The sequence below is a fragment of the Streptomyces hokutonensis genome (assembly GCF_042751305.1).
GTDB lineage: Bacteria > Actinomycetota > Actinomycetes > Streptomycetales > Streptomycetaceae > Streptomyces > Streptomyces hokutonensis_A.
Window position 1 is genome coordinate 75,108 of record NZ_JBHYWD010000016.1, and the last position, 21,585, is coordinate 96,692.

18 protein-coding genes and 1 pseudogene are annotated in these 21,585 nt (G+C 70.0%); 5 read left to right on the forward strand and 14 right to left on the reverse strand.

Going from position 1 to position 21,585, the window contains the following annotated elements; translation table 11 throughout:
* Positions 1-74: 74 nt before the first annotated feature.
* Positions 75-1,895: an acyl-CoA dehydrogenase gene (locus ACFXC1_RS34440; RefSeq protein WP_381250379.1), complete on the reverse strand. Its 1,821-nt coding sequence runs from the start codon at positions 1,893-1,895 to the stop codon at positions 75-77.
* A gap of 377 nt (positions 1,896-2,272) precedes the next feature.
* Here ACFXC1_RS34440 and ACFXC1_RS34445 point away from each other — a divergent pair, with 377 nt between their 5' ends.
* Positions 2,273-2,401: a hypothetical protein gene (locus ACFXC1_RS34445; RefSeq protein ID WP_381250382.1), complete on the forward strand. Its 129-nt coding sequence runs from the start codon at positions 2,273-2,275 to the stop codon at positions 2,399-2,401.
* Between the two features lie 30 nt (positions 2,402-2,431).
* On the opposite strand, the gene ACFXC1_RS34450 is transcribed toward ACFXC1_RS34445, so the two are convergent.
* The 6 genes from ACFXC1_RS34450 to ACFXC1_RS34475 all read right to left on the reverse strand — a co-directional run bounded on the left by ACFXC1_RS34450 (position 2,432) and on the right by ACFXC1_RS34475 (position 8,934).
* Complete coding sequence (locus ACFXC1_RS34450; RefSeq protein ID WP_381250384.1) at positions 2,432-3,010, reverse strand: NADPH-dependent FMN reductase; 579 nt, start codon at positions 3,008-3,010, stop codon at positions 2,432-2,434.
* Positions 2,946-3,635 carry a flavin reductase family protein gene (locus ACFXC1_RS34455; RefSeq protein ID WP_381250387.1) on the reverse strand — a complete coding sequence of 230 codons (690 nt, stop codon included), beginning with the start codon at positions 3,633-3,635 and terminating at the stop codon, positions 2,946-2,948. The genes ACFXC1_RS34450 and ACFXC1_RS34455 overlap by 65 nt, the downstream gene beginning before the upstream one ends.
* A gap of 168 nt (positions 3,636-3,803) precedes the next feature.
* Positions 3,804-5,579 carry an FAD-dependent monooxygenase gene (locus tag ACFXC1_RS34460; protein WP_381250390.1) on the reverse strand — a complete coding sequence of 592 codons (1,776 nt, stop codon included), beginning with the start codon at positions 5,577-5,579 and terminating at the stop codon, positions 3,804-3,806.
* A gap of 74 nt (positions 5,580-5,653) precedes the next feature.
* Positions 5,654-6,856 (reverse strand): acyl-CoA dehydrogenase family protein, encoded by a 1,203-nt coding sequence (locus tag ACFXC1_RS34465; protein WP_381250393.1) that lies wholly within the window; start codon positions 6,854-6,856, stop codon positions 5,654-5,656.
* 106 nt (positions 6,857-6,962) lie between these two features.
* Positions 6,963-8,006 (reverse strand): AraC family transcriptional regulator, encoded by a 1,044-nt coding sequence (locus ACFXC1_RS34470; RefSeq protein WP_381250396.1) that lies wholly within the window; start codon positions 8,004-8,006, stop codon positions 6,963-6,965.
* A gap of 154 nt (positions 8,007-8,160) precedes the next feature.
* Positions 8,161-8,934: an SDR family NAD(P)-dependent oxidoreductase gene (locus ACFXC1_RS34475; protein WP_381250399.1), complete on the reverse strand. Its 774-nt coding sequence runs from the start codon at positions 8,932-8,934 to the stop codon at positions 8,161-8,163.
* 144 nt (positions 8,935-9,078) lie between these two features.
* Between ACFXC1_RS34475 and ACFXC1_RS34480 the strand changes: the two genes are divergently transcribed.
* Positions 9,079-9,708 (forward strand): TetR/AcrR family transcriptional regulator, encoded by a 630-nt coding sequence (locus tag ACFXC1_RS34480; protein ID WP_381250402.1) that lies wholly within the window; start codon positions 9,079-9,081, stop codon positions 9,706-9,708.
* Positions 9,709-9,765: 57 nt separating this feature from the next.
* Here ACFXC1_RS34480 and ACFXC1_RS34485 read toward each other — a convergent pair whose 3' ends face one another.
* The 3 genes from ACFXC1_RS34485 to ACFXC1_RS34495 all read right to left on the reverse strand — a co-directional run bounded on the left by ACFXC1_RS34485 (position 9,766) and on the right by ACFXC1_RS34495 (position 13,352).
* The gene (locus ACFXC1_RS34485; RefSeq protein ID WP_381250405.1) at positions 9,766-10,341 is read right to left on the reverse strand and encodes a flavin reductase family protein; all 576 of its coding nucleotides are present in this window, start codon (positions 10,339-10,341) and stop codon (positions 9,766-9,768) included.
* Between the two features lie 253 nt (positions 10,342-10,594).
* Complete coding sequence (locus ACFXC1_RS34490) at positions 10,595-11,818, reverse strand: acyl-CoA dehydrogenase family protein (protein WP_381250408.1); 1,224 nt, start codon at positions 11,816-11,818, stop codon at positions 10,595-10,597.
* Positions 11,819-12,056: 238 nt separating this feature from the next.
* On the reverse strand, positions 12,057-13,352 hold the full coding sequence (locus tag ACFXC1_RS34495; RefSeq protein WP_381250411.1) for a PucR family transcriptional regulator: 1,296 nt from the start codon (positions 13,350-13,352) through the stop codon (positions 12,057-12,059).
* 23 nt (positions 13,353-13,375) lie between these two features.
* Here ACFXC1_RS34495 and ACFXC1_RS34500 point away from each other — a divergent pair.
* Positions 13,376-13,693 (forward strand): annotated as a pseudogene (locus tag ACFXC1_RS34500) (AsnC family protein); the annotation flags it as partial.
* Between the two features lie 230 nt (positions 13,694-13,923).
* Here the strand turns inward: ACFXC1_RS34500 and ACFXC1_RS34505 are convergent.
* The 4 genes from ACFXC1_RS34505 to ACFXC1_RS34520 form a co-directional block, all read right to left on the reverse strand.
* The gene (locus ACFXC1_RS34505; RefSeq protein ID WP_381250413.1) at positions 13,924-15,549 is read right to left on the reverse strand and encodes a sensor histidine kinase; all 1,626 of its coding nucleotides are present in this window, start codon (positions 15,547-15,549) and stop codon (positions 13,924-13,926) included.
* Positions 15,546-16,271 carry a response regulator transcription factor gene (locus ACFXC1_RS34510; protein ID WP_381250416.1) on the reverse strand — a complete coding sequence of 242 codons (726 nt, stop codon included), beginning with the start codon at positions 16,269-16,271 and terminating at the stop codon, positions 15,546-15,548. The genes ACFXC1_RS34505 and ACFXC1_RS34510 overlap by 4 nt, the downstream gene beginning before the upstream one ends.
* Positions 16,272-16,503: 232 nt before the next feature.
* Positions 16,504-17,940 (reverse strand): streptophobe family protein, encoded by a 1,437-nt coding sequence (locus tag ACFXC1_RS34515; RefSeq protein WP_381250419.1) that lies wholly within the window; start codon positions 17,938-17,940, stop codon positions 16,504-16,506.
* 347 nt (positions 17,941-18,287) lie between these two features.
* Entirely contained in the window at positions 18,288-19,292 is a 1,005-nt protein-coding gene (locus ACFXC1_RS34520; RefSeq protein ID WP_381250422.1) for an AraC family transcriptional regulator, read from the reverse strand.
* A 331-nt stretch (positions 19,293-19,623) separates the two neighbouring features.
* Between ACFXC1_RS34520 and ACFXC1_RS34525 the strand changes: the two genes are divergently transcribed.
* Together ACFXC1_RS34525 and ACFXC1_RS34530 are read left to right on the forward strand one after the other, a co-directional pair.
* Entirely contained in the window at positions 19,624-20,505 is an 882-nt protein-coding gene (locus ACFXC1_RS34525; RefSeq protein WP_381250424.1) for a dioxygenase family protein, read from the forward strand.
* Positions 20,502-21,575 (forward strand): maleylacetate reductase, encoded by a 1,074-nt coding sequence (locus ACFXC1_RS34530; protein ID WP_381250427.1) that lies wholly within the window; start codon positions 20,502-20,504, stop codon positions 21,573-21,575. Before ACFXC1_RS34525 ends, ACFXC1_RS34530 begins: the two co-directional genes overlap by 4 nt.
* The last annotated feature ends 10 nt before the right edge of the window (positions 21,576-21,585 follow it).

The following is a 21,585-nucleotide window of genomic DNA, read 5'->3' on the forward strand; positions in this document are numbered from 1 at the left end:
TTCGGGTGTGCGATGACCTGCCGATGGTGATCATCGGCAGGTCATCGGTGTCGCCCCTTCAGAACCATGTGCCATCAGAACCAACTGTCGTCGGTGCCCAGCGTCGTCGTGTCCAGGCGCGCGAGGAGGTCGAACTGCGCTGCGGTACGGGGCAGTTCATAGCGGTAGAAGTAGCGGCAGGCCTGCCGCTTGCCCTGCCGGAGGACCTCGTCGCCGTCACCGGTGGCGAGGAACTGCTCCAGCCAGATCCAGGCCAGGACGACATGCCCTGCGGCCTCCAGATACACCGACGCATTGGCCAGGCGAACGCCGACGGGCACGTCGGCGGTGTGAATCGTCCGGGTCACCTCGACGAGCCGGGTGAAGGCACGATCGAGGTCGGCCGCGAGATCACGTGCCTCACCTCCGACGGCACGGGCCCGCCCGACCGTGGCCGTTACCAGCGCCTCGACCGCGGCAAGGCCGGCCCCGTCGTCCATGACCACCTTGCGGCCCAGCAGATCGAGGGCCTGAATTCCATGGGTTCCCTCGTGAATGGGGTTGAGCCGGTTGTCCCGGTAGTGCTGCTCCACGTCGTACTCGCGGGTGTAGCCGTAGCCGCCGTGGATCTGGATCGCCAGGTCGTTCGCCTGCAGGCACCACTGGGAAGGCCAGCTCTTCGCGATCGGGGTGAGAACCTCCAGCAGCAGGTGGGCCCGTGCCCGCTCCGTCTCGTCGGTCGCGCTGCGCTCCTCGTCGAGCAGCCTGCCGCAGTACAGGACGAGTCCCAGCGCCCCTTCCACGTAGGACTTCTGGGCCAGGAGCATCCGCCGCACGTCGGCGTGCTCGATGAGGGGCACCGGCGGTGCGGTGGGGTTCTTGTCCCCTGCCGGACGTCCCTGGCCGCGAGTACGGGCGTACTCGAGGGACTTCAGGTAGCCGGTGTATCCCAGTGCCGTCGCCCCCGCTCCGACGCCGGTCCGGGCCTCGTTCATCATGTGGAACATGGCGGCCAGTCCCTGGTGCGGGCCGCCGACGAGGTGGCCGACCGCCCCGGGCTCGCCGCCGGGCCGGTAGGTGCCCTCGCCGAAGTTCAGCAGTGTGTTCGTCGTGCCGCGGTATCCCATCTTGTGGTTCAGCCCGGCGAGGACCACGTCGTTGCGCTCGCCGAGCGTGCCGTCGGCGTTCACCAGGTACTTGGGTACGAGGAGGAGTGAGAGGCCCTTCACCCCGGGCGGGCCGCCCGGAATCCTCGCCAGGACGAGGTGGACGATGTTCTCCCCCAACTCGTGGTCTCCTGCCGAGATCCACATCTTGTTGCCGAAGATCCGGAAGGTGCCGTCGTCGCGGGGCTCGGCACGGCAGGTGAGGTCGGCGAGCGAGGATCCCGCCTGCGGCTCCGACAGACACATGGTGCCGTGATAGCGGCCCTCGATCATGGGGCGGACGTAGGTGGCGACCTGCTCGTCGGTGCCATGGGCGAGCAGGAGGTTGGCGCCCGCGACCGTCAGCATGGCGTATGCCCACGTGCTGATGTTCGCCGCCTGGAACCAGAGGAAGCAGGCGCTCTGGACCACCTGCGGGAGTTGCAGGCCCCCCACGCGGGCATCCATACCGCCGCTCAGCAGTCCGGCGTCCGCGACCGTGTCGAGGGCGGTCTTCACGTCGGGCTGCACCACCGCCCGGCCATCGACGACCCTCGGTTCCTCCTGGTCGTTCAGCCTGTTGTGCGGAGCGAAGCGTTCTTCGGCGATCTCCGCACACAGGTCCAGGACGGCGTCGAACGTCTCCCGCGTGTGGTCGGCGTACCGCTCGCGCCGGGTCAGCGTTTCGACGTCGAGCCAGTCGTAGAGCAGGAACTCCAGGTCACGGCGGGACAGCAGGAGTGAGCGCGGGGCGGAGTATGAGGCGGTCATGGAGCGCTCCCGAGGGCAGGGCTGATGGCAACGGGACCGGGCGTACCTGGTCACCGTCATCGCGTCGACGCGCTACCCCGAAACGTGTGCGCACGGGGTGGTCCACTATACGGACCATAGAACCATGATGCGGTTCGATAGGAACCTATGCCTCATGCAGCTGGGTGGTCAAGCAGGCGCTCAGCCCGCCTCGACATCGCGACCTCTGGGCTGAGCCGAGCGCATCCGTACACCTCGGAGACCTTTCGAACCTGCGGGCGCCGGATGGCGCCGGATGCTCGTCTTCGGCGCCGACAGGCGTCCCAGGTCAGCCTGGATGCGGTCGCGGGGACGAACACCCGCCGGAGACGTACGGCCCGCACGTCGTCACCGGGCCCGTGGCACTGATCGGCGCACGACTCGGCGACGGCCGCCAACTCGCCTTCCTCCTCCGCCCGTTCCTGGCCATCATGGGCGTCGCCCCGGCCACCGAATCCGCCGTCCACTCCGACCGGGCGGCGAGGTAGCCGGGTCCCCGCCCAGTCGGCGGGGGTGGGTCACGAGGCCGCAGGCGTGCGCAGTGGGCGCAGGGCCTCGGTGACCCGCGCGAGTTCGTCGAGCATGGCTGTCGCGGAGCCGGTCATGATCTCGTTCGGCATCAGGCCCTCCTCCTCGTCGATGAGTTGGTGGACGAAGGGAATCGAGACCGACTCCACGACCGGCGTCATCTTCAGTGTGGTCACCACCTGCTTGATCATTTGCGCGGCCCGGGTGCCGGCCGAGACGCCCCCGTAGCTGACCAGGCCGACCGCCTTGTACTGCCACTCGCGGTGCAGGTAGTCGATGGCGTTCTTCAACTCGGCGTTGTAGCCGAAGTTGTACTCCGGCATCACGAACACGAAGGCGTCCGCCTCCGCGACCTTGGCGCTCCAGTCACGGGTGTGCTGGTGGGTGTACCGGCCCAGGCGCGGGTGGTGCGGCTCGTTCATGAACGGCAGGTTCACCTCGGCCAGGTCGACCAGCTCGATCCCGTCGAAACCGCCGTGCTCCTTGGCGTGGGTCTCGAACCACTCACCGATGGTCAGGCCGATCCTGCCCGGCCGCGTGCTCGCGATGATGATCTTCAGCTCGGCCATGGGGAGTTCTCCGCTCCTTTGAAAAGAGGTGGGGGTCTGCCAACTCGGACAGCTCGCTCAACTGATGCCAAGTCCGGTTGTGGTAGACCAGCGGACGCGACGCGTCGCTCCGGGCGTCGTCCGTCGGCGCGTAGTGCGCGTGGGTGGCGTTGACGACGACGAGGGTTGAAGCTCCCGCGGCGAAGGTGGCGGCAATGGCGCCGCGGATGCATACCGGAGCCGCGATGAAGTACGGCTCGCCGGTCGGCAGCCGGGCCCAGGCACCGGTGTCGGCGAAGCGGTCCGCTCCGCTCGTCGCACAGAGCCTGGCGAGGTCGACCTGACCGGCCCCCAGCAGATGCACGACCAGGGACGACGACTCCAGGATCGTCGGCGTCGCCGAAGAGAGGGCGGACACGGAGAACACGAGGAGCGGAGGCGTCGCGCTCACCGATATCACCGACGTCGCGGTCAAGGCGACCGGACCCCGGCCGGCGTCGGCGGTCACGACCGCGACTCCGCCCGCGTGGTTGCGGAAGGCCTCACGGAAACCGTCGGCCGACAACCCCGGCTCCAGCGAGGCTTCGTCGATCAACGCGATGTGCTGGCGTATGTGATCGCGATCGCGGTCAGTGGTTTCCGACATCGGCGCGTCTCCAGTCAGCAGTCAGCATTGACGAAACAACGTGTCCATACAGGGGCCACGACGGGGCGGCAGGCCCCCTTGTCCCTGATGCGGTGCGCCGACCAGGGGCCCGACGGCGACTCCCTTGCCGTCGGGACGCCCTTCACCGCGGGCGGGCCGTGGGCCCTCTCAGTCGTTGCCGGATGGCGTCCCCAGCACGGAGGCGAGGACGCCACGGAGTGTCTTCACCGGGTCGTCGACCGCGTTACGGGAGCGCCACGCCACATGGCGGTCCGGGCGGACCAGGAGGCAGCCGTCGTCGTCGAACTCGCGGTTCCTGGTCCACTCCCCGAGCACGTCGTCGTACTCGGAGCGCATGCCGATCGTCCGCGCCTCGATGGTGAGACCTGTTTCGCGTGAGACGGCCGCCGCGGCCTCGGTCCAGGCCGCTCCGTCGACTCCGGTGAGCACGGTGAACCGGCCGTGCCCGACGAGGTCGAGGGTCGAGACGTACTCGGTGCCGTGCTGGAGCCGGACGTGGGGCAGGTGGGCGCCGGGATGCGTCGTCGGGTGGTAGTGGAGCTCGGGGTCTCGTGTGTACTCGGGGAACGGTGTGCCGTCGTCGGCGACGGCGGTGGACGTGTACCGCTGCCCCAGCTCCACGCCGTGGGCGTTCAGCTGGTAGTTGACCAGCTGCACCGCGTCCAGCAGTTTGGCTCGGCGGGCCGCCCCGGCTTCGCCCGGGGCGAAGAGCTCGTCGACGATCGCCCAGCCCTGCTCGGGGGTCTGCCCGTAGGCCAGGCCAATCGTCTCGCTCAACGGCTGGAGCTGGGCGAGGCTCTTGATCGCCCGGTCGATCACCTGACGTCCCACCGGCTTGCGCTCGTCGTGGTAGCTGTCCAGCAGCTCCTCGCCGGCGTCTCCGCGCAGCACGAGGGCCAGTTTCCAGGCCAGGTTGTAGGAGTCCTGGATCGAGGTGTTGCTGCCGAGTCCGTTGGACGGCGGGTGACGGTGTGCCGCGTCGCCGGCCAGGAAGACCCGGCCTTTGCGGTACCGCTCGGCCACCACGTGGTTGACCTGCCACTGCCCGATGTGCTTGATCTTGAACTCGACGTCGGGATCCCCGATTCCGGCCCGGACGATCTCGGCGACCGCCTCGTCCGAGGTGTCGGCGGGCAGCAGGTCGTGCATCAGGAACAGGGCCATCCACTCCGTGTGGGGCACGATGGTGGTCCACGGGCTCCACAGCACGTTGGTGCCGGGGGGCGAGACCCAGAACAGGGCGCCGGGACGGTGCTCGGTGAAACGGGTCAGGTCCGCCTCGATCCAGACCGTGAAGGCCGAGCCGATACCGGCCTCGCCCTCCATCGCGAAGTCGAGAACGCGGGCGACGGTGCTGTTCCCGCCGTCGGCGCCGATCACATAGCGGGCCTCGACGGTGTATTCCGTACCGTCGTCGCGCCGCCGCAGTGTGGCCCGTACCCCCTCGTCGTCCTGCTTGATGTCGATGAGTTCGGTGTTGAACCGGATGTCGGCCTTGCGTTCCCGGGCGGCGGCGAGGATCACGGGTTCCAGTACGTTCTGGGGCGCGTTGCACATGTCGCACGGGCTCGCGGCCGCGTACTCGCTGCGGCGGTCCAGGCCCTGACCCCAGGTCATCATGCGTGCCAGTTCGACGCCCGCGAACGAGGTCGCCCACACGTTGGTGCCCATGAGGTCGGCGGGCATGGCGATCTCGCGGACCCGGTCCTCGATGCCCAGGTCGCGCAGCACCTCCACGGTCCGCTGGTTGGTGATGTGCGCGCGAGGGGTGGGCGCTGTCGACGGGTACTTGGTCACCGTGATCGCGTCGACGCCGTACTCGGCCAGAAACGCGGCCGCGGTCAGTCCCGCGGGTCCGGCGCCGACGACCAGAACGTCCGTGTGGACGACGTCGCCCGCTTGCGGCGCCTGTTTTGTCGCCATGTTTTCATCGCTCCTCATGGAGAACCGCCGACGTGGGCGGGTGGATGGTCCGCGTGAGAGTCGGGAGGTTCTGTTCAGAAGACGGCGATGGGCTCGAGGCCCAGAAGTGCCCGGGCGTAGGTCTCGGCTCCGATGCCGGGGTTCAAGATGGCGTGCCGCGCGCCTGTTTCGAAGTCACGCCATACCCGGTTGGCGGGGTTCGCGGTCGCGAAACTTCCGGCGCCGCCGATGCTCATGGACAGCGTCACGGCTTCGCGGAGACTCTGCAGTGCGACCGCGATGTCCATGCGGATCCTGCCCCGGGTCACGTCGTCAGGCGGCTCCGTTCCCACCGACCGGTCCACATCGTCGGCGGCACGAAGGACATGCAGATACGCGGTGTCCAACCGCGACACGGCGGTCGCGTAATTGAGCTGGTGGGTGGGTGAATCCGCCGCCTTCTGATAAATGGACCCGATCACCGGGCGTCCCTTGTCGATGGCCTCCCGGGCCAGGTCGACGGCGGCGTGAGCGGCTCCGAGCAACGGTCCCACGAGTCCCAGGATCATCGCGATCTGTACGGATCCCGGGATCTCCTGTGCCTCCGGATGCTCGGACAGCGAGCCCCCGGACACGATCCTGTCGAAATCGATGATGCGGTGGTCGGGGACGAACACGTCCGTACCGACTGCCGTGTTGCTTCCGGTGCCACGCATTCCCGCGACGTGCCAGGTGTCCTCGATGGTGAGATCCGTATAGGGAACGAGGCCGAACCTGACGCCCGCCAGGCCGCCGTCCTCGCCGAGAATCGGGAACGGCGTCATCGTCCAGTCGGCGTGCAGACAACCGGAGTTGAACGGCCATTTCCCGTTGACCACGTAGCCGCCGTCCACCTTCACCGCCGTGCTGCCCATGAAGTTGGACGTGCCCGCGACGGCCGCGTCCGGGTTGTCTCCCCAGATCTCCTCCTGCGCCCGGTCGGTGTTCAAGGACGCCGCGAGGTTGGTGACCGCGTAGATCATCGTGACCCAGGAGGCGGCCGCGTCGCCCCGCCCGAGTTCGGCGAGTACCTGGAGGGTGGTCCGCATGCCTGCCTGATGGCCGCCCCACCGCCTGGGTGTGCCGAGCCGGAACATACCCGCGTCGCGCAGCGCGGCAACGGCGGTATCGGTGATGTTGCGCTGCTCGTCCCCGACAGCAGCCTCCTTGCAGAGCAGTTCACGCAGGTCCGTCGCCCTCGCGAGGAGGTCGGCGTCGGTAGCTGTGCGGTCGGCTGACTGGCTGAGTGTTTCGGGCATCGGAGGCTCCTGTCCGCGTTGACAGTCGATTGCGCAAGTCTCAGCGGGCTGCCGATGCTGTGCGATCCGGATTCCGAAGCGGACGATCCGGGATGCGAAAGTTTGGTCAGACGGGGACCGACCGGCTACGACGGCGGGTCTGCGACGGAGACTCGCCGTACCGCTCGCGGTAGGCACCGGCGAATCGCCCGAGGTGGGTGAATCCCCAGCGTGTGCAGAGATCGCCGACCGGTCCCGCATCGTTCAGGAGATCGCGATGCACTCTTTCCAGGCGAACGTTCTGCAGGTACTTCATCGGGGACATCCCGAGCTGAGCGTGGAACCCCTGCTGCAGGCGGCGCCCGCTCACCCCCGCCACCTCCGCGAGCCACGTCAGCGTCCAGGCCAGCTCCGGGGCATCGTCGATGGCTTCGACGGCACGCTTGACCGACGACCAGCGCGCCGGCGCCTGGCCGCTCCACACGTCGTCCGAGTAGTCGTGCGACTGTGCGCGAAGGAGCGTGCTGATGACCAACCGCTCCAACTGCTCGCGATGATGTTTCGAGGTGCGGGAGAGGCTGTCCGGTGTCGCGAGGTCGTTCAGCAGCAGACCGAGCACGGAGAGCCAGCTCTGGCCCGCGGGCGTGGTGAGACCGAGCCCTATTCCGAGCCGCACGGGCGGCCGGACCGGCCGGCCGATCATCGCTGCCAGCTCGCTCTCCAGCGCGTCCTGCCGGATCTTGATGCAGAGGACTTCGGCCCCCGCGCTCCAGTGCGGCATGAACGCGGGGTTGCCGGTGGTCACCGCGGAGGCGAGGCCGGGACCGACCGTGACGTCGCGAGAGCCGAAGTGGCACAGCACTTGACCGGTGATCGGCACGGTGACGTGGTACGCCTGAATCGGGTCGATCACGATCCGCACCTCGGTTCCGAACTGGACGGAGCAGAGCGTCAGATGCGTCAGCTCAACGGCCCGGACGACTGACGGCTCCGGCTCGGCGCCGGGACTCAGCAGTTCCCAACTGCCGGAGCAGGCAGAGACGTCTTCGAGCGTTCTGGTGACCACGCCGAGGTCGGTGTCCCGGCACAGCTCGAACGCCGACAGCGTGTCGGCGCCGAGGCGGTCAGGCACCGCGGCGGCTTCCCGGCCGGCGTCGTAGGCGAGTGTCACCGGCGTCCCCTTTCAACCGGAATGCACATTCATGCGCGGATAGTGGATATCTGGGTTACTGGTGATGGTCGCGTTGCCGACTGAGGACGACAACAGTCAGTCGCTGATGAACTGCACCGGCTGAAGCCTGGAGTTTCCCGCCATGCCAGGTTGGTTACGCGGTGGCGTCGACCTGCGGGTTGAACGCCGGGACAGCGCTCTGCGGGGTCAACTCCACGGGGTGGGCCTGCTCGACGCGGTCACGCTTGGTGTACATGTCCCAGTAGTGTTCGGCGAGTTCGTCCGGGTGGACGACGGGGAACTCCACACCGTTGTCCGGAAGCTCGATATCGCCCTTGGCGGTTGCCTCGGCCGCCTCGCTGCCGGTGATCATGGCGGCGATGGTGAGGGTGCCGGCGTAGACACCGGTACCGGCGAGTTCGCCGTTGAGCGCGTACACGTAGTTGCGGGCGGCGGACATCACCGGGCCCGGGCCGCTGAGGTGAGGCACGCCCTGCACGGCCGAGTAGCCGGTGGTCATCAGGAGGGCGCCGTCGCCGCGGTCGGTCATCTCCGGCAGCACGGAGCGGAACACCTCCACCGGGGTCAGGAGAAGCACCCGGGAGATCTTTTCCAGAGTGGCCGCGTCCAGTTGGGCGGCGGGGGTGAAGGCCTCCTCGGCGCCGATCGGCCCGTACTCGACGACGTCGATCCGGCCGAAGTGGCCGCGGATGGCGTCCAGCAGGGCGGGAATCCCGTCGGGGTCGGACAGGTCGGCGGGGAAGGCGACGGCCTCGACGCCCTCGTCGGCGAGCTGCGCGACGAGGGCGTCGAGCCGCTCCTTGCGGCGGGCCACCAGGGCGACGCGGAAGCCTTCCCTGCCGAAGCGGCGGGCGACGGAAAGGCCCAGGCCGGTACCGGCCCCGAAGACGGCGATCACTTTGGACATGGGGGTTCTCCTTGCCGCGAGATATCTTGACCCAAGGGTCAACTTCAGCTCCGACGCTACCATCGAACTTGACCCACCGGTCAAGTTCCGAGGTGCCCGAGAATGCGACCATGGACGCCGCTTACACGACCAGGAGGGCGCCGGATGCGGGCCGACGCGCAACGCAACGCGGAGAAGCTGCGAACCGCGGCAGCCGAGCTCTTCCGTGAGCGCGGCCTCCAGGTCCCCCTGAAGGAGATCGCCCGCAGGGCAGGCGTGAGCCACGGCACGCTCTACAACCTCTTCGGCAGCCGCGAGGCGCTCATCGACGAGGTGGTCGCCGAGCTGGTCGCGGACCGGCTCGACAAGGTCGCCGAAGAGGCCCTGACCAGTGACGACGCCTGGGACGGATTCACGTACTACATCGAGAAGATGTGCGAACTCCAGGTCACCGATCCCGTGATCAGGGACGTGGTCACCGGCAGCTATCCGGACGCCGAACGCCTGATGGCTGTCTGCGAGAGCACCGACGCCGCCTCCACGCGCATCATCCGACGGGCGCAGAAGGCCGGCACCCTGCGCCCCGACTTCACCAAAGAGGACCTGCTGTTCGTCTTCGGCACCAATGGCCTGCTGGCCCGGGCCTTCACGGACGCGGCCTCCGAGGGCTGGCGCCGGGGCATCGCCTTCACCCTCGACGGCCTGCGCACCGAGGCCGCCCACCCGCTCCCGGCCGCCCCGCTGACCCCGCCGCAGCTCCACGCGGTGATGCGCAACCTCACCGGCGCGCCGTAGCCGCCGCGGCGGGACGAGCAGGTCCGTCGGCCGCGGTACAGGAACCCGCAGCCCGGGTCACGCCAGCTTCGAGCGTTCGTCGAGCCGGTGCCAGGACCGGGAGTGGTAGACGAGTGGAGCCGACCCGGGCTCGGCGGCCCCCTCGGGCACGGCCGCCGACACCGCGTGGACGACGAAGATCGAGGCCTCGCCCGCCTCGATACGGGAGACCACCTTTCCCCGCACCCACGCAGGAGCTGCCGAGAAGACCGGTTCGCCCGTGGCCAACCGCGTCCAGGCACTCGTGTCGGCGAAGCGGTCGACCCCGCTGGTGGCCCCGAGCTGCGCGAGCCAGAGCTGGTCGCTGCCCACCATGTGGACGACGACGCTGTCAGCTCGCCGTAGGACCGAACTGCTGGAGGCCTTCGAGGAGACGGAGAAGACGATCAGTGGCGGTTCGGCGCTGACGGAGGCCAGCGAGCTGACCGTGATCGCGACCGGCCGCCCGCCCAGTTCGGCGGTCACGACGGCGACCCCGGAGGGGTGCATCCGGAACGCCGACCTGAAGGTCTCGGCCGGCAGTGACTCCGCCCGCTCCGCCGTGGTCAGGTGGATCGGGGGGTGAGCGGGCGAAGGCATGGCGAATGTCGTCATGGCGGAACTTCCCTTCTACGTGTCGAGTCGCGCCGTGGAGGCCCGAGGGCCGGGCCGCTAGGCCCTGTCGTCAAATTCCCGCCGTCGCCCGAAGGGCTGCCGGGCGGCGTCAGGTGCGTGCTCTCGGCGTGCCGGGCGTAGACCCTCGTACTGGTTGCACGCGGGTCTACGCCCGGTGCGGCGAGAGTGCGTGCTGGCGTCGCCCGGCAGGCGGGAATTTGACGACAGGGCCTAGGGCCCGGCCGTGACGGCCTCAGAGCGAACCGATCTCCGCGGTGTCGCGTCCGACGAGGCTCTGGCCGTAGATCTCCCGGTTCAGCAGGGGGTTGTTCAGCCCGTGGCCGCTGGCGACGGTCAGGTCACGCCAGACGCGCTGCAGCGGGTTGGACTGGGCGAAGCTGCTGGTGCCGACGATGTCGAGCATGAGCGTGACGGCCTGGCGGAAGTTGCGCGTCGCGATCTCGGAGTCGCCGCGGATCCGCGCCCGGGCCGCACTGTCGAGGACCCGGCCCTCGCGTGCGGCGTCGTCCATCTCGTCGGCGGACCTGAGCAGATGCATCCTGCCCGCGTCGATCGCGACCCGCGCGTCGGCAAGGGCGAGGCGGTAGCTGGGGGCGTCCCGGCGGTCCGAGTAGGCCCAGTAGCTGATGGGGCGGCCCTTGCCGAGGTTCTCCGTCGTGAAGTCCCAGGCGGCCTCGGCCATGCCCAGCAGCGGACCGCACAGGCCGAGACAGGCGAGACTGTTCAGCGACGCACGGTAGCTGGTCTCGTCCTCGTGCCAGATCGGGAAGACAGCCGTACCCATGAACGTCTGGAGGTCCAGGGTGCACCGGTCCTCGACGAAGAGGTCCTCGGCCACGAGGGTGTTACTGCCGGTCCCTGCCATGCCGACGACGTACCACGTGTCCTCGATCCGCATGTCGGCCAACGGCATCAGCGCCCAGCGCACCTCCGAGGGCTGCCCCTCCGCGTCGAGGACCAGGAACGCGTTCAGCGTCCACTGGGCCTGGTAGCAGCCCGAGGCGAAACCCCACTTGCCGTTGATGCGGTAGCCACCGTCGACCTTCTCGGCGGTCCCGCCCGGGGCGAACTGGCTGATCGCGACGTTGCGGGGGTCCGGGCCGTACACCTTTTCCCGTACGTCGTCGGGGAAGAGGCCCATGCCGAACGCGGTCGTGTTCGCGATGAAGGCGACCCAGCCCGCGGACGAGTCCCCCCGAGAGATCTCGGCCGACAGCTCGATGAGGGTCCGGACGTCTCCGCCGGCCCCGCCCGACCGGCGCGGCGCGTTGGCCTGGAACAACCCGGACTCGCGCAGGGCCCGCTCCGATTTCTCGGCCAGGCGGCGGTTGCGCTCGGACTCGTCGGCGTGCTCACGCAGGAGCGGCCGCAGCTCGCGAGCGGTCTGCAGGAGACGTTCGCGAACCTCGGCCTGCGCCTGCGGTCCGAACGTCGTGACGTCATCGAGAGTCGTCATGAGGCCTCCTTGCCTCGGCGGCTCATCCGCCGAAGCGGTGGCCGGTGCTGTCGTCCTGCCCTCGATTGAAGTCCGGGCGTGACGAGGGCCTCTATGCCTGACCCACCAACGTTTCGCCGCCGATTGGACCCGGGGTCCAAAACGGGGTCTGACACGGTGACACGGTCGCCGGGCTCGCGGGTCGCGCGGCGTGAGCCCGACGGCAGTGGCGGCGTGCGGGATGCGTGACTTGTGCCCGTCAGTGACCGGTGTCGTCCGGATCGGGGAGCAGTTCCGCGAGGCGGAGCGCCGCGTGCAGCTCGAGCTGGGAGTCCCTGATGGACCGGCCGAGGAGCTCCTCGGCCCGCTTGACCCGGTAGATGACCGTGTTCTTCGCGACCTGGAGCTCCTTGGCGGCCTCCTGCGGACTGCCGTGGCAGTCGAGGTACGCCCGCACCGTCCGACGGAGAACCTGCGCGGAACCCGCGCTCGACCCCAGTGCGCCGAGCTCGTCCCGCACGAAACGAGCGGCCTTGTCGGGGTCCGCGATCAGCAGCGAGAGCAACCGGACCTCGTCGTACCGGACGACACTCGCGTCCGCCGTCGAGCGCACGCCGAAGGCCCCCACCCGCGCCGCGTCGAGGGCCTCCTCGTGGGTGCGCCGGAAGCCCTGGACCCCCCGGTGAGGTGACGCCATGCCCACCAGCACGTCGGACCCGCCGGGCAGCAGCGGCTTTTCACTCGGTGGCCTTGCCTTGAACGCTCCCCACGCCCATGCCTCGGTACGGTCCACCGCCACCACCAGTTGAACGTCCGCGCCGATGCCGCGCAGCAGGGATCGGGCCACCTGGTCCAGGTGATCCGCGGTACGGCTCGGAGAGGTCGCGGGATGCAGCACCAGGCCGACGTGGTACGCGTTCGACAGGGGGTAGGCCAGCTGTCGGGACGCCGTCTCCACGGCGCCCTCTCCCGCCAGCAGCGCCAGAACCGTCTCGTACCTGGCGGCGGCGGTGCTCCTCAGGAATCGCTCGTTCTCGGCGGTGTACGACTCGGCGGTCATGGTGGCGAACGTGTCGGCGAACTCGAAGAGCACATGGGAAACGTGCTCGAGTGACGCCGCGAGATCGGGGACCGGTACCAGGGAGCGGCAGCCGCCCATGAAGTGGTCGGCCAGCTGCGAGTGGATCCTGCGCTGATGAGTGAGGAGCAGGTCGAGAGGAACCCGGCGGTGGACCATGTCCACGAGCTGCGCCTCCGCCTCGGGCGGGAGCTGGGCCGGTGGGTGTCCGTCGGCCTCGATGGCGAGGAGCGTCGAGATCACGATCGACTCGATGGCGGAGCGCAACACCTGCGGGCCTTTCGGGCCGCCGCCGGTCAGCTCCGGGTATGCGTTGCCCTGGACGATGTCGGCCGCCACCCCGACCGCCCACGCGACCGGCTGGTCACCGACCTGGTCGGTCGCACGGCGGACCGTTTCGAGCGTGCAGGTGGGCTCCTCGGCATCCACGGCCGCCGGGCGCAACCGCCTCACCCACGCCCCGATGTGCTCGCCCAACCCCGTCTCCCGCCTCGGCCGTCCTGCGACGAGCCTGTGCCAGTCCACGTGGCTCGGCCTGGCGGCTCCCAGATGAATATGAAGATTGGACCACTCCGACCGCCCGCGCGCAGCATCCAGCACAGCCCGGTCACAGGCACCCCTATGTCGAGCGCGTCCGACAGCGGCCGTCCACGGAACGGCCGTCTCGGTGTACGGGGACCACGTGTGCACCGCTCCCCAGCGCCGACCGAGCGCTCGCGCAAGCCGTGGCAGAGGACAGCCGCATCCCCACCGGCCGACTGGCGCGCCTGCTCGGCGTCGCCGAATCCACGGCTCGTCGGCGGCTTGAGGCCCTTCGACGCGACGGCCGGCTGACGATTCGCGCGGTGGTGGAACCGCACCACCTCGGCCTCGGCACCGAGGCAGCGCTGTGGCCGAGGACGGCCCGCATGACGTCGACCGGATCGGCGCTCTCCTCGCCGCCGACTCGCGCAGCCGGTACGCCGCCGCGACCGTCGCGAGCTCTACGACGTCGTGACGACCGAGCGGCCGACCCTCATGAGGTGCGAGAACTCCGGTGCGAGGGCGGTCACCGCCGACGGACCGCCGGTTCCGGCGGGGTCGTCGGCGCCGGCTGATCTGTGAGCCGAGAAAGCAGGATCCGGAAGGTGGAGCCCTCGCCGGGGGCCGATTCGACCTCGATGTGTCCGCCGTGGGCGGTGATCAGGGAGTGGACTATGGACAAGCCGAGGCCCGAGCCGCCGGTGGCGCGGTTGCGTGAGGTGTCGGCGCGGTAGAAGCGTTCGAAGATACGGCTGCTCTGTTCCGGAGTGAGGCCTGGTCCCTGGTCGGCGATCTCCAGGACGGCGTGGTCGTCGACCGTGCCGACGCCGATCCGGAGGGGAGTGCCGGGCGGGGTGTGGGTGACGGCGTTGCCGACCAGGTTGGTGACGACCTGGCGCAGCCGGGCCTCGTCGGCGAGGGCCGGTGCCGGGGCGGGCGGGCCGTCGTCGGCCGGTCCGGTGAGCGTGACGGTGCGGGCCGGGTCCAGGGCGCGTACGTCGTGCAGGGCGTCGGCGGCGAGGGTGCGCAGGTCGGCGGGGGCGAGGTCGAGGTCCGGTGGGATGCCGGGCGCGTGCGCACCGGTGGGGCTCCCCGTGGTCCTCAACGCGTGTTCGTCGAGGCGGGCCAGCTGGAGCATGTCCTCGACGAGCCGGGTGAGGCGCTCGGACTCGCGGGCGATGCGGTCCATCGTGCCGTCGACGTCCTCGCGTGCGGGAAGGGCGCCCATGCGGTGCAGGTCGGTCAGGCCCTTGATGCCGGCGAGCGGGGTGCGCAACTCATGGCTGGCGTCGGCGACGAACCGGCTCATCCGAGTCTCGGACTCGGCGCGCGCGGCGAACGCGGTCTCCAACTGCCCGAGCATGCTGTTCAGCGCGGCGGCCAGACGCCCCAACTCCGTTCTCGGCCCGGCCAGTTCGGGCACCCTGCGCGACAGGTCACCGCCCGCGATCTCGGCAGCGGTCTGCTCGACGCGGGACAGCGGACGCAGCCCGGAGCGGACCGCGAACCAGCCCGCCACGGCCAGGATGGCGAGCAGGGCGAGACCGGTGGTGCGGTAGTTCTGCCACATGCGGCCCACCGTGCCGTCCACCTGGTCCAGCGACATGGCCACGACCACACTGCCGGAGGCCGCAGCGCTCGTGACCGTGGTACCCGTGAGTGCGGTACGCGTGACTCTGGGCAGGGCGATCACCCGCCAGCGGGCGTCGCCCTTCGTGCTGTCGACGGTGAAGGGGTGGCCGCCATGGGCCGCGACCGCGGCCGTGTCCAGCCGGGTGAGTGCCGGACCGTGCGCGCTGTTCGTCCGGTCAGCCCCCGCGAAGGAGTCGATGCTGCTCTCGACGGTGCCGGCCGCGGTGACGTATGTGATGACGGGATTGCCGAGGATGTCGGTATTGAAGTCGGCGAGGTACGCCGGCGGCTTCCGGTCGGCTCCGTTCTCCGCCACCGTGGGCGGCAGGACGGCGAATACCTGTGCGGCGGCCCGGAGTTGGGCGTCCACACGGTTCTCCATATAGCCGCGCAGGGCGTTTCCGGTCACCAGGGCGAACGCCGAGAAGCCGGCCGCCAGCAGGACGACGCACAACACCAGCACTCGGCTGCGCAGGGAGCCGCGCGCCCACAGGGCAAGGACCCGCGGGGGCCTGGTCACGTTTTCGCTCCGCGCAGCACATAGCCCACGCCGTGCACGGTGTGGATGAGCTTCGGACCACCGTTGTCGATCTTGCGTCGCAGATAGCTGATGTAGGTGTCGACGATGCCGGTGTCGCCGTTGAAGTCGTAGTCCCACACCCGCTGGAGGATCTGCGGCTTCGAGACCGTGCGCCCTGCATTGGCCATCAGGTAGTGCAGCAGCCGGAATTCGGTGGGCGACAGGCGCAGCGGCTCTCCCGCACGGGCCGCCTGGACGCCGTCCGGGTCGAGTTCCAGGTCGGCCACGCGCAGCAGCGCGGTGGGGTCGCCGCTCGTGCGGCGCAGCACGGCACGGATGCGCGCGATCAGCTCCTGGAGGTCGAACGGCTTGGTGACGTAGTCGTCGCCGCCCAGGACCAGGCCCTCGATCTTGTCCTGGGTCGCGTCACGGGCGCTGAGAAACATGACCGGGATGTGGCCTGTGCGAGGCGCCGCCGCCGACCCGTACCGCTCACGCAGCCGGCGGATCACCTCGAAGCCGTCGAGGTCGGGAAGCATGACGTCCAGCAGGACGAGGTCGGGCGAGACCTCCTCCGCCCGGTCCAGGGCCTCCTGGCCGGTACAGGCGGCGGCGACGGTGAAACCGGCGTGCCGCAGGGCCGCGCACAGCAGTTCCCGCACGGTGGGCTCGTCGTCCACGACCAGCAGGTTCACGCCGGTCGAGGCCGCTGGCCGGGGCATGCCCGCCATGCCGGTGCCAGGTGGGGCAGAGCGCTCAACGGGTGTCAAAGGAGGCCTCCAGGCGACCGGGAAACGCTCCCGGCCCCGCCGGATACGCGGACACGGTAGAAGGCACGCACCCCGCGGCGGGCGGGATCCTGCCCGGCAGGATACGAAAGAAGGCCGTCATCACCGCGCAAGGCCCCCTGTCATCACGGCGCAAGGCACCTGGCACCACCACGTAAGGCCCCTGTCATCGCGGCCCACGGATGCCGCGCACCCCGGACAGCAGGCTCCCGGCGAATCCGGCCAGGCCCCCGACGAGCAGCCCGAACACAACCGTCCGCAACACGCTGCCGCTCAACTCGGCCTCCATTCCCCCCATCCGACTGCCGAACATGCCGACGCCGAAGTTCCCGGACGCTCCCGCCAGCCAGGCCGACAGGCCCAGGCCCACGGCCGTGACGGCACCGAACCGTTCGGCCATCGCGAGGTGCCCGGACAGCGGGCCCCGATAGGGAAGCAGGGGGAGGGTCCGGGCGGGGGGCGTGGCCCGGGCTGCCCGATAGGCGCAGGCGAGCAGGATCAGGCAGGTCACCGCGAGGGCCGCGAGCCACAGCGGCCATCCGCCCGCCGACAGGGACCTCAGGTGCTCGGTACGGTCGGGCTGCCGACCGCCGCCCATCCCACCATCCGCACCACCCATGCCGCCCATGAGCGCGGCGAGCGGGTTGCTGCCGCCGTCGCTCTGCACCGGGTGCACCGCGGCCGTCCACGAGGAACCGACGCCGAGCGTCAGGAACACCGCCAGGGCGTTCGGGGCGACCAGCAGGACGGCGCCCGCCGCCGAGGCGGCCCGCCCACCGACGACCGTCCCGACGATCGTCAGGGCCACCAGCGGAACGGCCGCCAGGACCAGGGTCGTACGAACGATGGCAGAGAGGCTCGGGCCCCAACCGGCGCGCAGCCCGTTCAGCGCACCGCCCACCGGCAGCCGCACCCTGCGGCTGATCAGACATCCCGCACCGAGTACGACAGCCACCCACAGCACCGCGCCAAGGCCCGCCGATCCCGCGTTCACGTGGTACGACATCGCCGGCTGCGTCCCCGTACCGCCACCGCCCATGAGATCACCCAGGCCGCCACCGCCACTGAATCCGTCGGCAGACCGGTCGCCGCCGATCCCTCCCATCCCGGTCATCGCCGAGGCGGGCATGCTGGCCGATCCCCCTGCGAGGCCGGCCACGATCATGAAGGTCACCAGTGCCGCGGATCCCGCTCCGGCCGCCCGCACGGCCAGTTCGCCGGCGGTGAACCGCCGCTGCCGCTCCCGACGCAGCCGCCGGGAGAACGCGATCCACAGGACGACGGCGCCGACCAGTGTGACGCCGAGCGGTACGGCATCGGCCGCACCGCTCATCGACGGCCCCATACCGCCACCACCGCCGAGAAGGGAAGCCAGACCGCCCATCGACCCGCTGTCCGCGGAGACATCCGAACCCGCGCTCACCGAACCGCCGACGGCCATGGCTGTCAGGGTCATCGAAAGCGACCCCAGCGAGCCGAACGATCCCGCGTCCAACAGGGCCAGCGCCAGCGCGGACAAGGCCGCCATGGCGACCACCGCGCACAGCACGGCCGCCGCGCCTTCGAGAGCGTTCTGCCAGGTGCCGATCAGCCGGATCGGCACGGTGCGGCGCGGGGACCGCGGATCCGTAACGGGCGGCCATGGGCCGGGACCAGGCATGGTCCGGGGGCGGGGCGTGGTGGCAGTCATAGGGACGGACTCCGCTTCGCTCGCGGGGGCGCACGCGGCGCCGTGCGGGGGACCACGGCGCCGCGTGCGAGGGGACGCGCACACACTGGCGGTCCCGGGTACGACGTTCCCGAGAGGTTCTGGGAGGTTTCTGAGAGCCCGTGGGAGAGCGACGCAGGTCACGCGGCGCCCACGACCGTCGTGCCGCCCCGTTCTCAGAAAGTTCCCAGAGTTCTTCCCACTGCGTGGGGCAGTGGCCGGCGCGTCGGCCGCGCCATCGGCTAGATCGGCATCCGTTCGCCCGGGTCCCGCCCGCCGGCCTCGGCCAGTGTCACCGAGGGTGCGGCACCGAAGCGCCGGCGATAGACGGCGGAGAACCGGCTCAGGTGGGTGAAGCCCCACCGCCCGGCCGCTTCGGTGACTCCGGTGGCGCCCGTGAGAAGGTCGGCGTGGACACGGTCCAGGCGGACGTTGCGCAGGTACGTCAGCGGGGTCACGCCGAGGTGCTCCCTGAATCCTTCCTGGAGACGTCGGACACTGACGCCTGCCGCCCGGGCCAGGTCCCCGACGGTGAACGGGGTCTCGGGGTGGGCCTCGATCAGGTCGACGGCCTTGCGTACCGTCCGCGGGTAGGCGGGAGGCTGCGGACGCAGCAGCGCCTCCGTATAGTTGTGCGTCTGCGCCAGCAGCAGACTGCTGACGAGGAGGCGCTCGAAGTGCCGCTGCACCGGGAGCCGGCCGATGAGCCCGCCGGTGCTGTCGGACTCCGCCAGCAAGAGGTCCAGGGTGCTGCGCCAGCTGCGCCCGGTCGCGGTGGTCAGATCGAAGTCGAACGCGAATTCCAGTGGAGCCTGCAGCGTGTGGCCCAGGAGGGCCTCGAGTTCGGCTTCGACGAGACTCCGGTCGATCTTGATTCCCAGGTGTTGTTCGCCCTGATCGCAGCTGAGCAGCCGATGCTGCTGTGACGGTGTGAAGACCATCGCGTCTCCGGCGGTGGCCAGCATTTCCTGGCGGCCGGTGGCCGCTTCGATGGCCCCTCGCAGGACGACGTTGACGTGGTAGTGCGACGGTGTCCGCCCGGGATCGACACGCGTGCGCTGGCCGAAGGTCATCAGGCCGAGCGTGAGGTGTTCGGTGCGCGTGCCACGGAGTTCGCCGCCGGGGCCCTCAGGACCCGACAGCCGGGTGACCTCCGCCGGGTAGAACAGGTCGTTGAGGCGTTCGCGGAAGTCCTCGAAGCCCGAGTCGCGGCACAGCACGTGGCTCGCCAAGGGGAAGCGGCCCATGCGTCATTGTTATCCGCGCCCTGTCCGCGCAACAAGGGGTGATCGACGGGTTTCGACAGATCATGCCAGGTCATCGGTCTGCTGCGAGCCTCGTCACACAGGCGATGGACACGAGTCCTCCATGAGCCCTCCTGACCGCGCCCTGGACCGGCCGTCCGAACACGTCGCGCGATTCGGCTGCCGCTCGCGCTCCGCGGATATCGCCCCCGGCCGTGGCTCCCTAGCGTTTCCCTCAACTCGTTCGCCCGGCACCGCCCGGCGTGCGACGGCAGCAGACGCACATCAGGGCCGCGACCCCGGCCGAGGAACGCGCCACCACTGGAGGCATGTCATGCCCGGAACCGACGAGGCGACGAAGGCCATCACGGCCGCCACCGTGGACAGTTTCGCTGACACCCCGGACCCGCGCCTGCGTGAACTGCTCCAAGGGCTCGTCCTCCATCTGCACGACTACGTCCGTGAACTGCGCCCAACGATCCAGGAGTGGGAGTACGCCGTGGACTACCTCACGGCCGTAGGGCAGAAATGCGACCCCACCCGCCAGGAGTTCATCCTGCTCTCCGACGTGCTGGGTGTCTCCATGCTGGTCGAGACCGTGAACGAGCAGGGCGGCGGCACCGAGAGCACCGTCCTGGGCCCCTTCCACGTCGTCGAGTCACCCGAGCGCGAGACCGGCGACAACATCGACCTCATGGGCACGGGAACACCCTGTGTCGTCTCGCTCCGCGTCACCTCGGCCGACGGCGGCCCACTGACCGGAGCGAGCGTCGATGTGTGGCAGTGCACCGAGGACGGCTTCTACGACGTGCAGCAGCCCGACGTCCAGCCGCTGGGCAACGGACGCGGACTGTTCAAGACCGACGACGAAGGCCGCGTGTGGTTCCGCACGGTCGTGCCGAGCCACTACCCCATCCCGACCGACGGCCCGGTTGGCGTGCTGCTCGACGCCACCGGGCGGCACCCCTACCGCCCGGCGCACATCCACTTCATCGTCGAGGCCGACGGCCACCGGCCGCTGACGACGCACATCTTCGTCGCCGACGGCCCCTACCTGGACTCGGACGCCGTCTTCGCCGTCAAGGAGAGCCTCGTCGTCGACTTCGCGCAGATCGACGACGAGGAGAAGGCCCGCGAGTACCGGGTCACCGCTCCGTTCCGGCTGGCCGACTTCGACATCACCGTCGAGCCGGCTGCGGACGAGGACGCCCGGTGAACACCCCGCTCGCCTTCAGCTACGAGGCACTGCCGATGCGGGTGGTGCTGGGCACCAGCGCCCTCGACCGGCTCGCCGACGAGATCGACCACGCAGGACTCGAGCGGATCATGGTGCTGTGCTCTCCCCGACAGCGGGAGCTCGCGGCGATGGTCGCTGGCCTCATCGGTCCGCGCGCGGTGGACATCCACCCCCACGCCCGTATGCACGTGCCCGCCGAGTCGGCGGCCGAGGCCCAACGACGTGCGAAAGAGGTGAACGCGGACGGCTGCGTCGCCGTCGGCGGCGGCTCGGCGATCGGCCTCGGAAAGATCGTCGCCCTGCGGTACGGCCTGCCGGTCATCGCCGTCCCGACGACCTACGCCGGCTCCGAGATGACGCCCGTATGGGGCCTGACCGAGAACGGCGTCAAGCGCACCGGCCGCGACCCACGCGTCCTGCCGGTCTCGGTACTGTACGACCCCGCGCTCACCGTCGCGCTGCCGACGGACGTCTCGGTGACCAGCGGCATGAACGCGATCGCGCACGCGGTCGAGGCCCTGTACGCCCCGGACGCCTCCCCGGTCATCAACCTGATGGCTGAGGAAGGAGTACGGGCGCTGGCCGCCGCACTGCCTGACGTCGCCGCCGACGGCACCGACCTCGATGCCCGCGCCCGGGCCCAGTACGGCGCCTGGCTGTGCGGCGCCTGCCTCGGGGCCACCACCATGTCCCTGCACCACAAGCTCTGCCACGCCCTCGGCGGCACCCTCGACCTGCCCCACGCCCCCACCCACACCGTGATCCTCCCCCACGCCCTCGCCTACAACCAGGGCGCGGCGCCCAAGGCGGTGGCCGCGCTCAACCGCGCCCTCGGCACCCCCGCCGACCCGGCCACCTACCTGTGGGACCTCGCGGGCCGGCTCGGCGCCCCGCGATCCCTGCGGGAACTCGGCATGGCCGAGAGCGCTATCGACCGGATCGTCCAAGTCACGCTGGCCAACCCCTACGCCAACCCCAGCGAGGTGACCGCGGAAGGCCTCGGCAGGCTCCTGCGTACCGCTTGGTCCGGACAGCCGCCGACCTTCTGAGAACACCGGC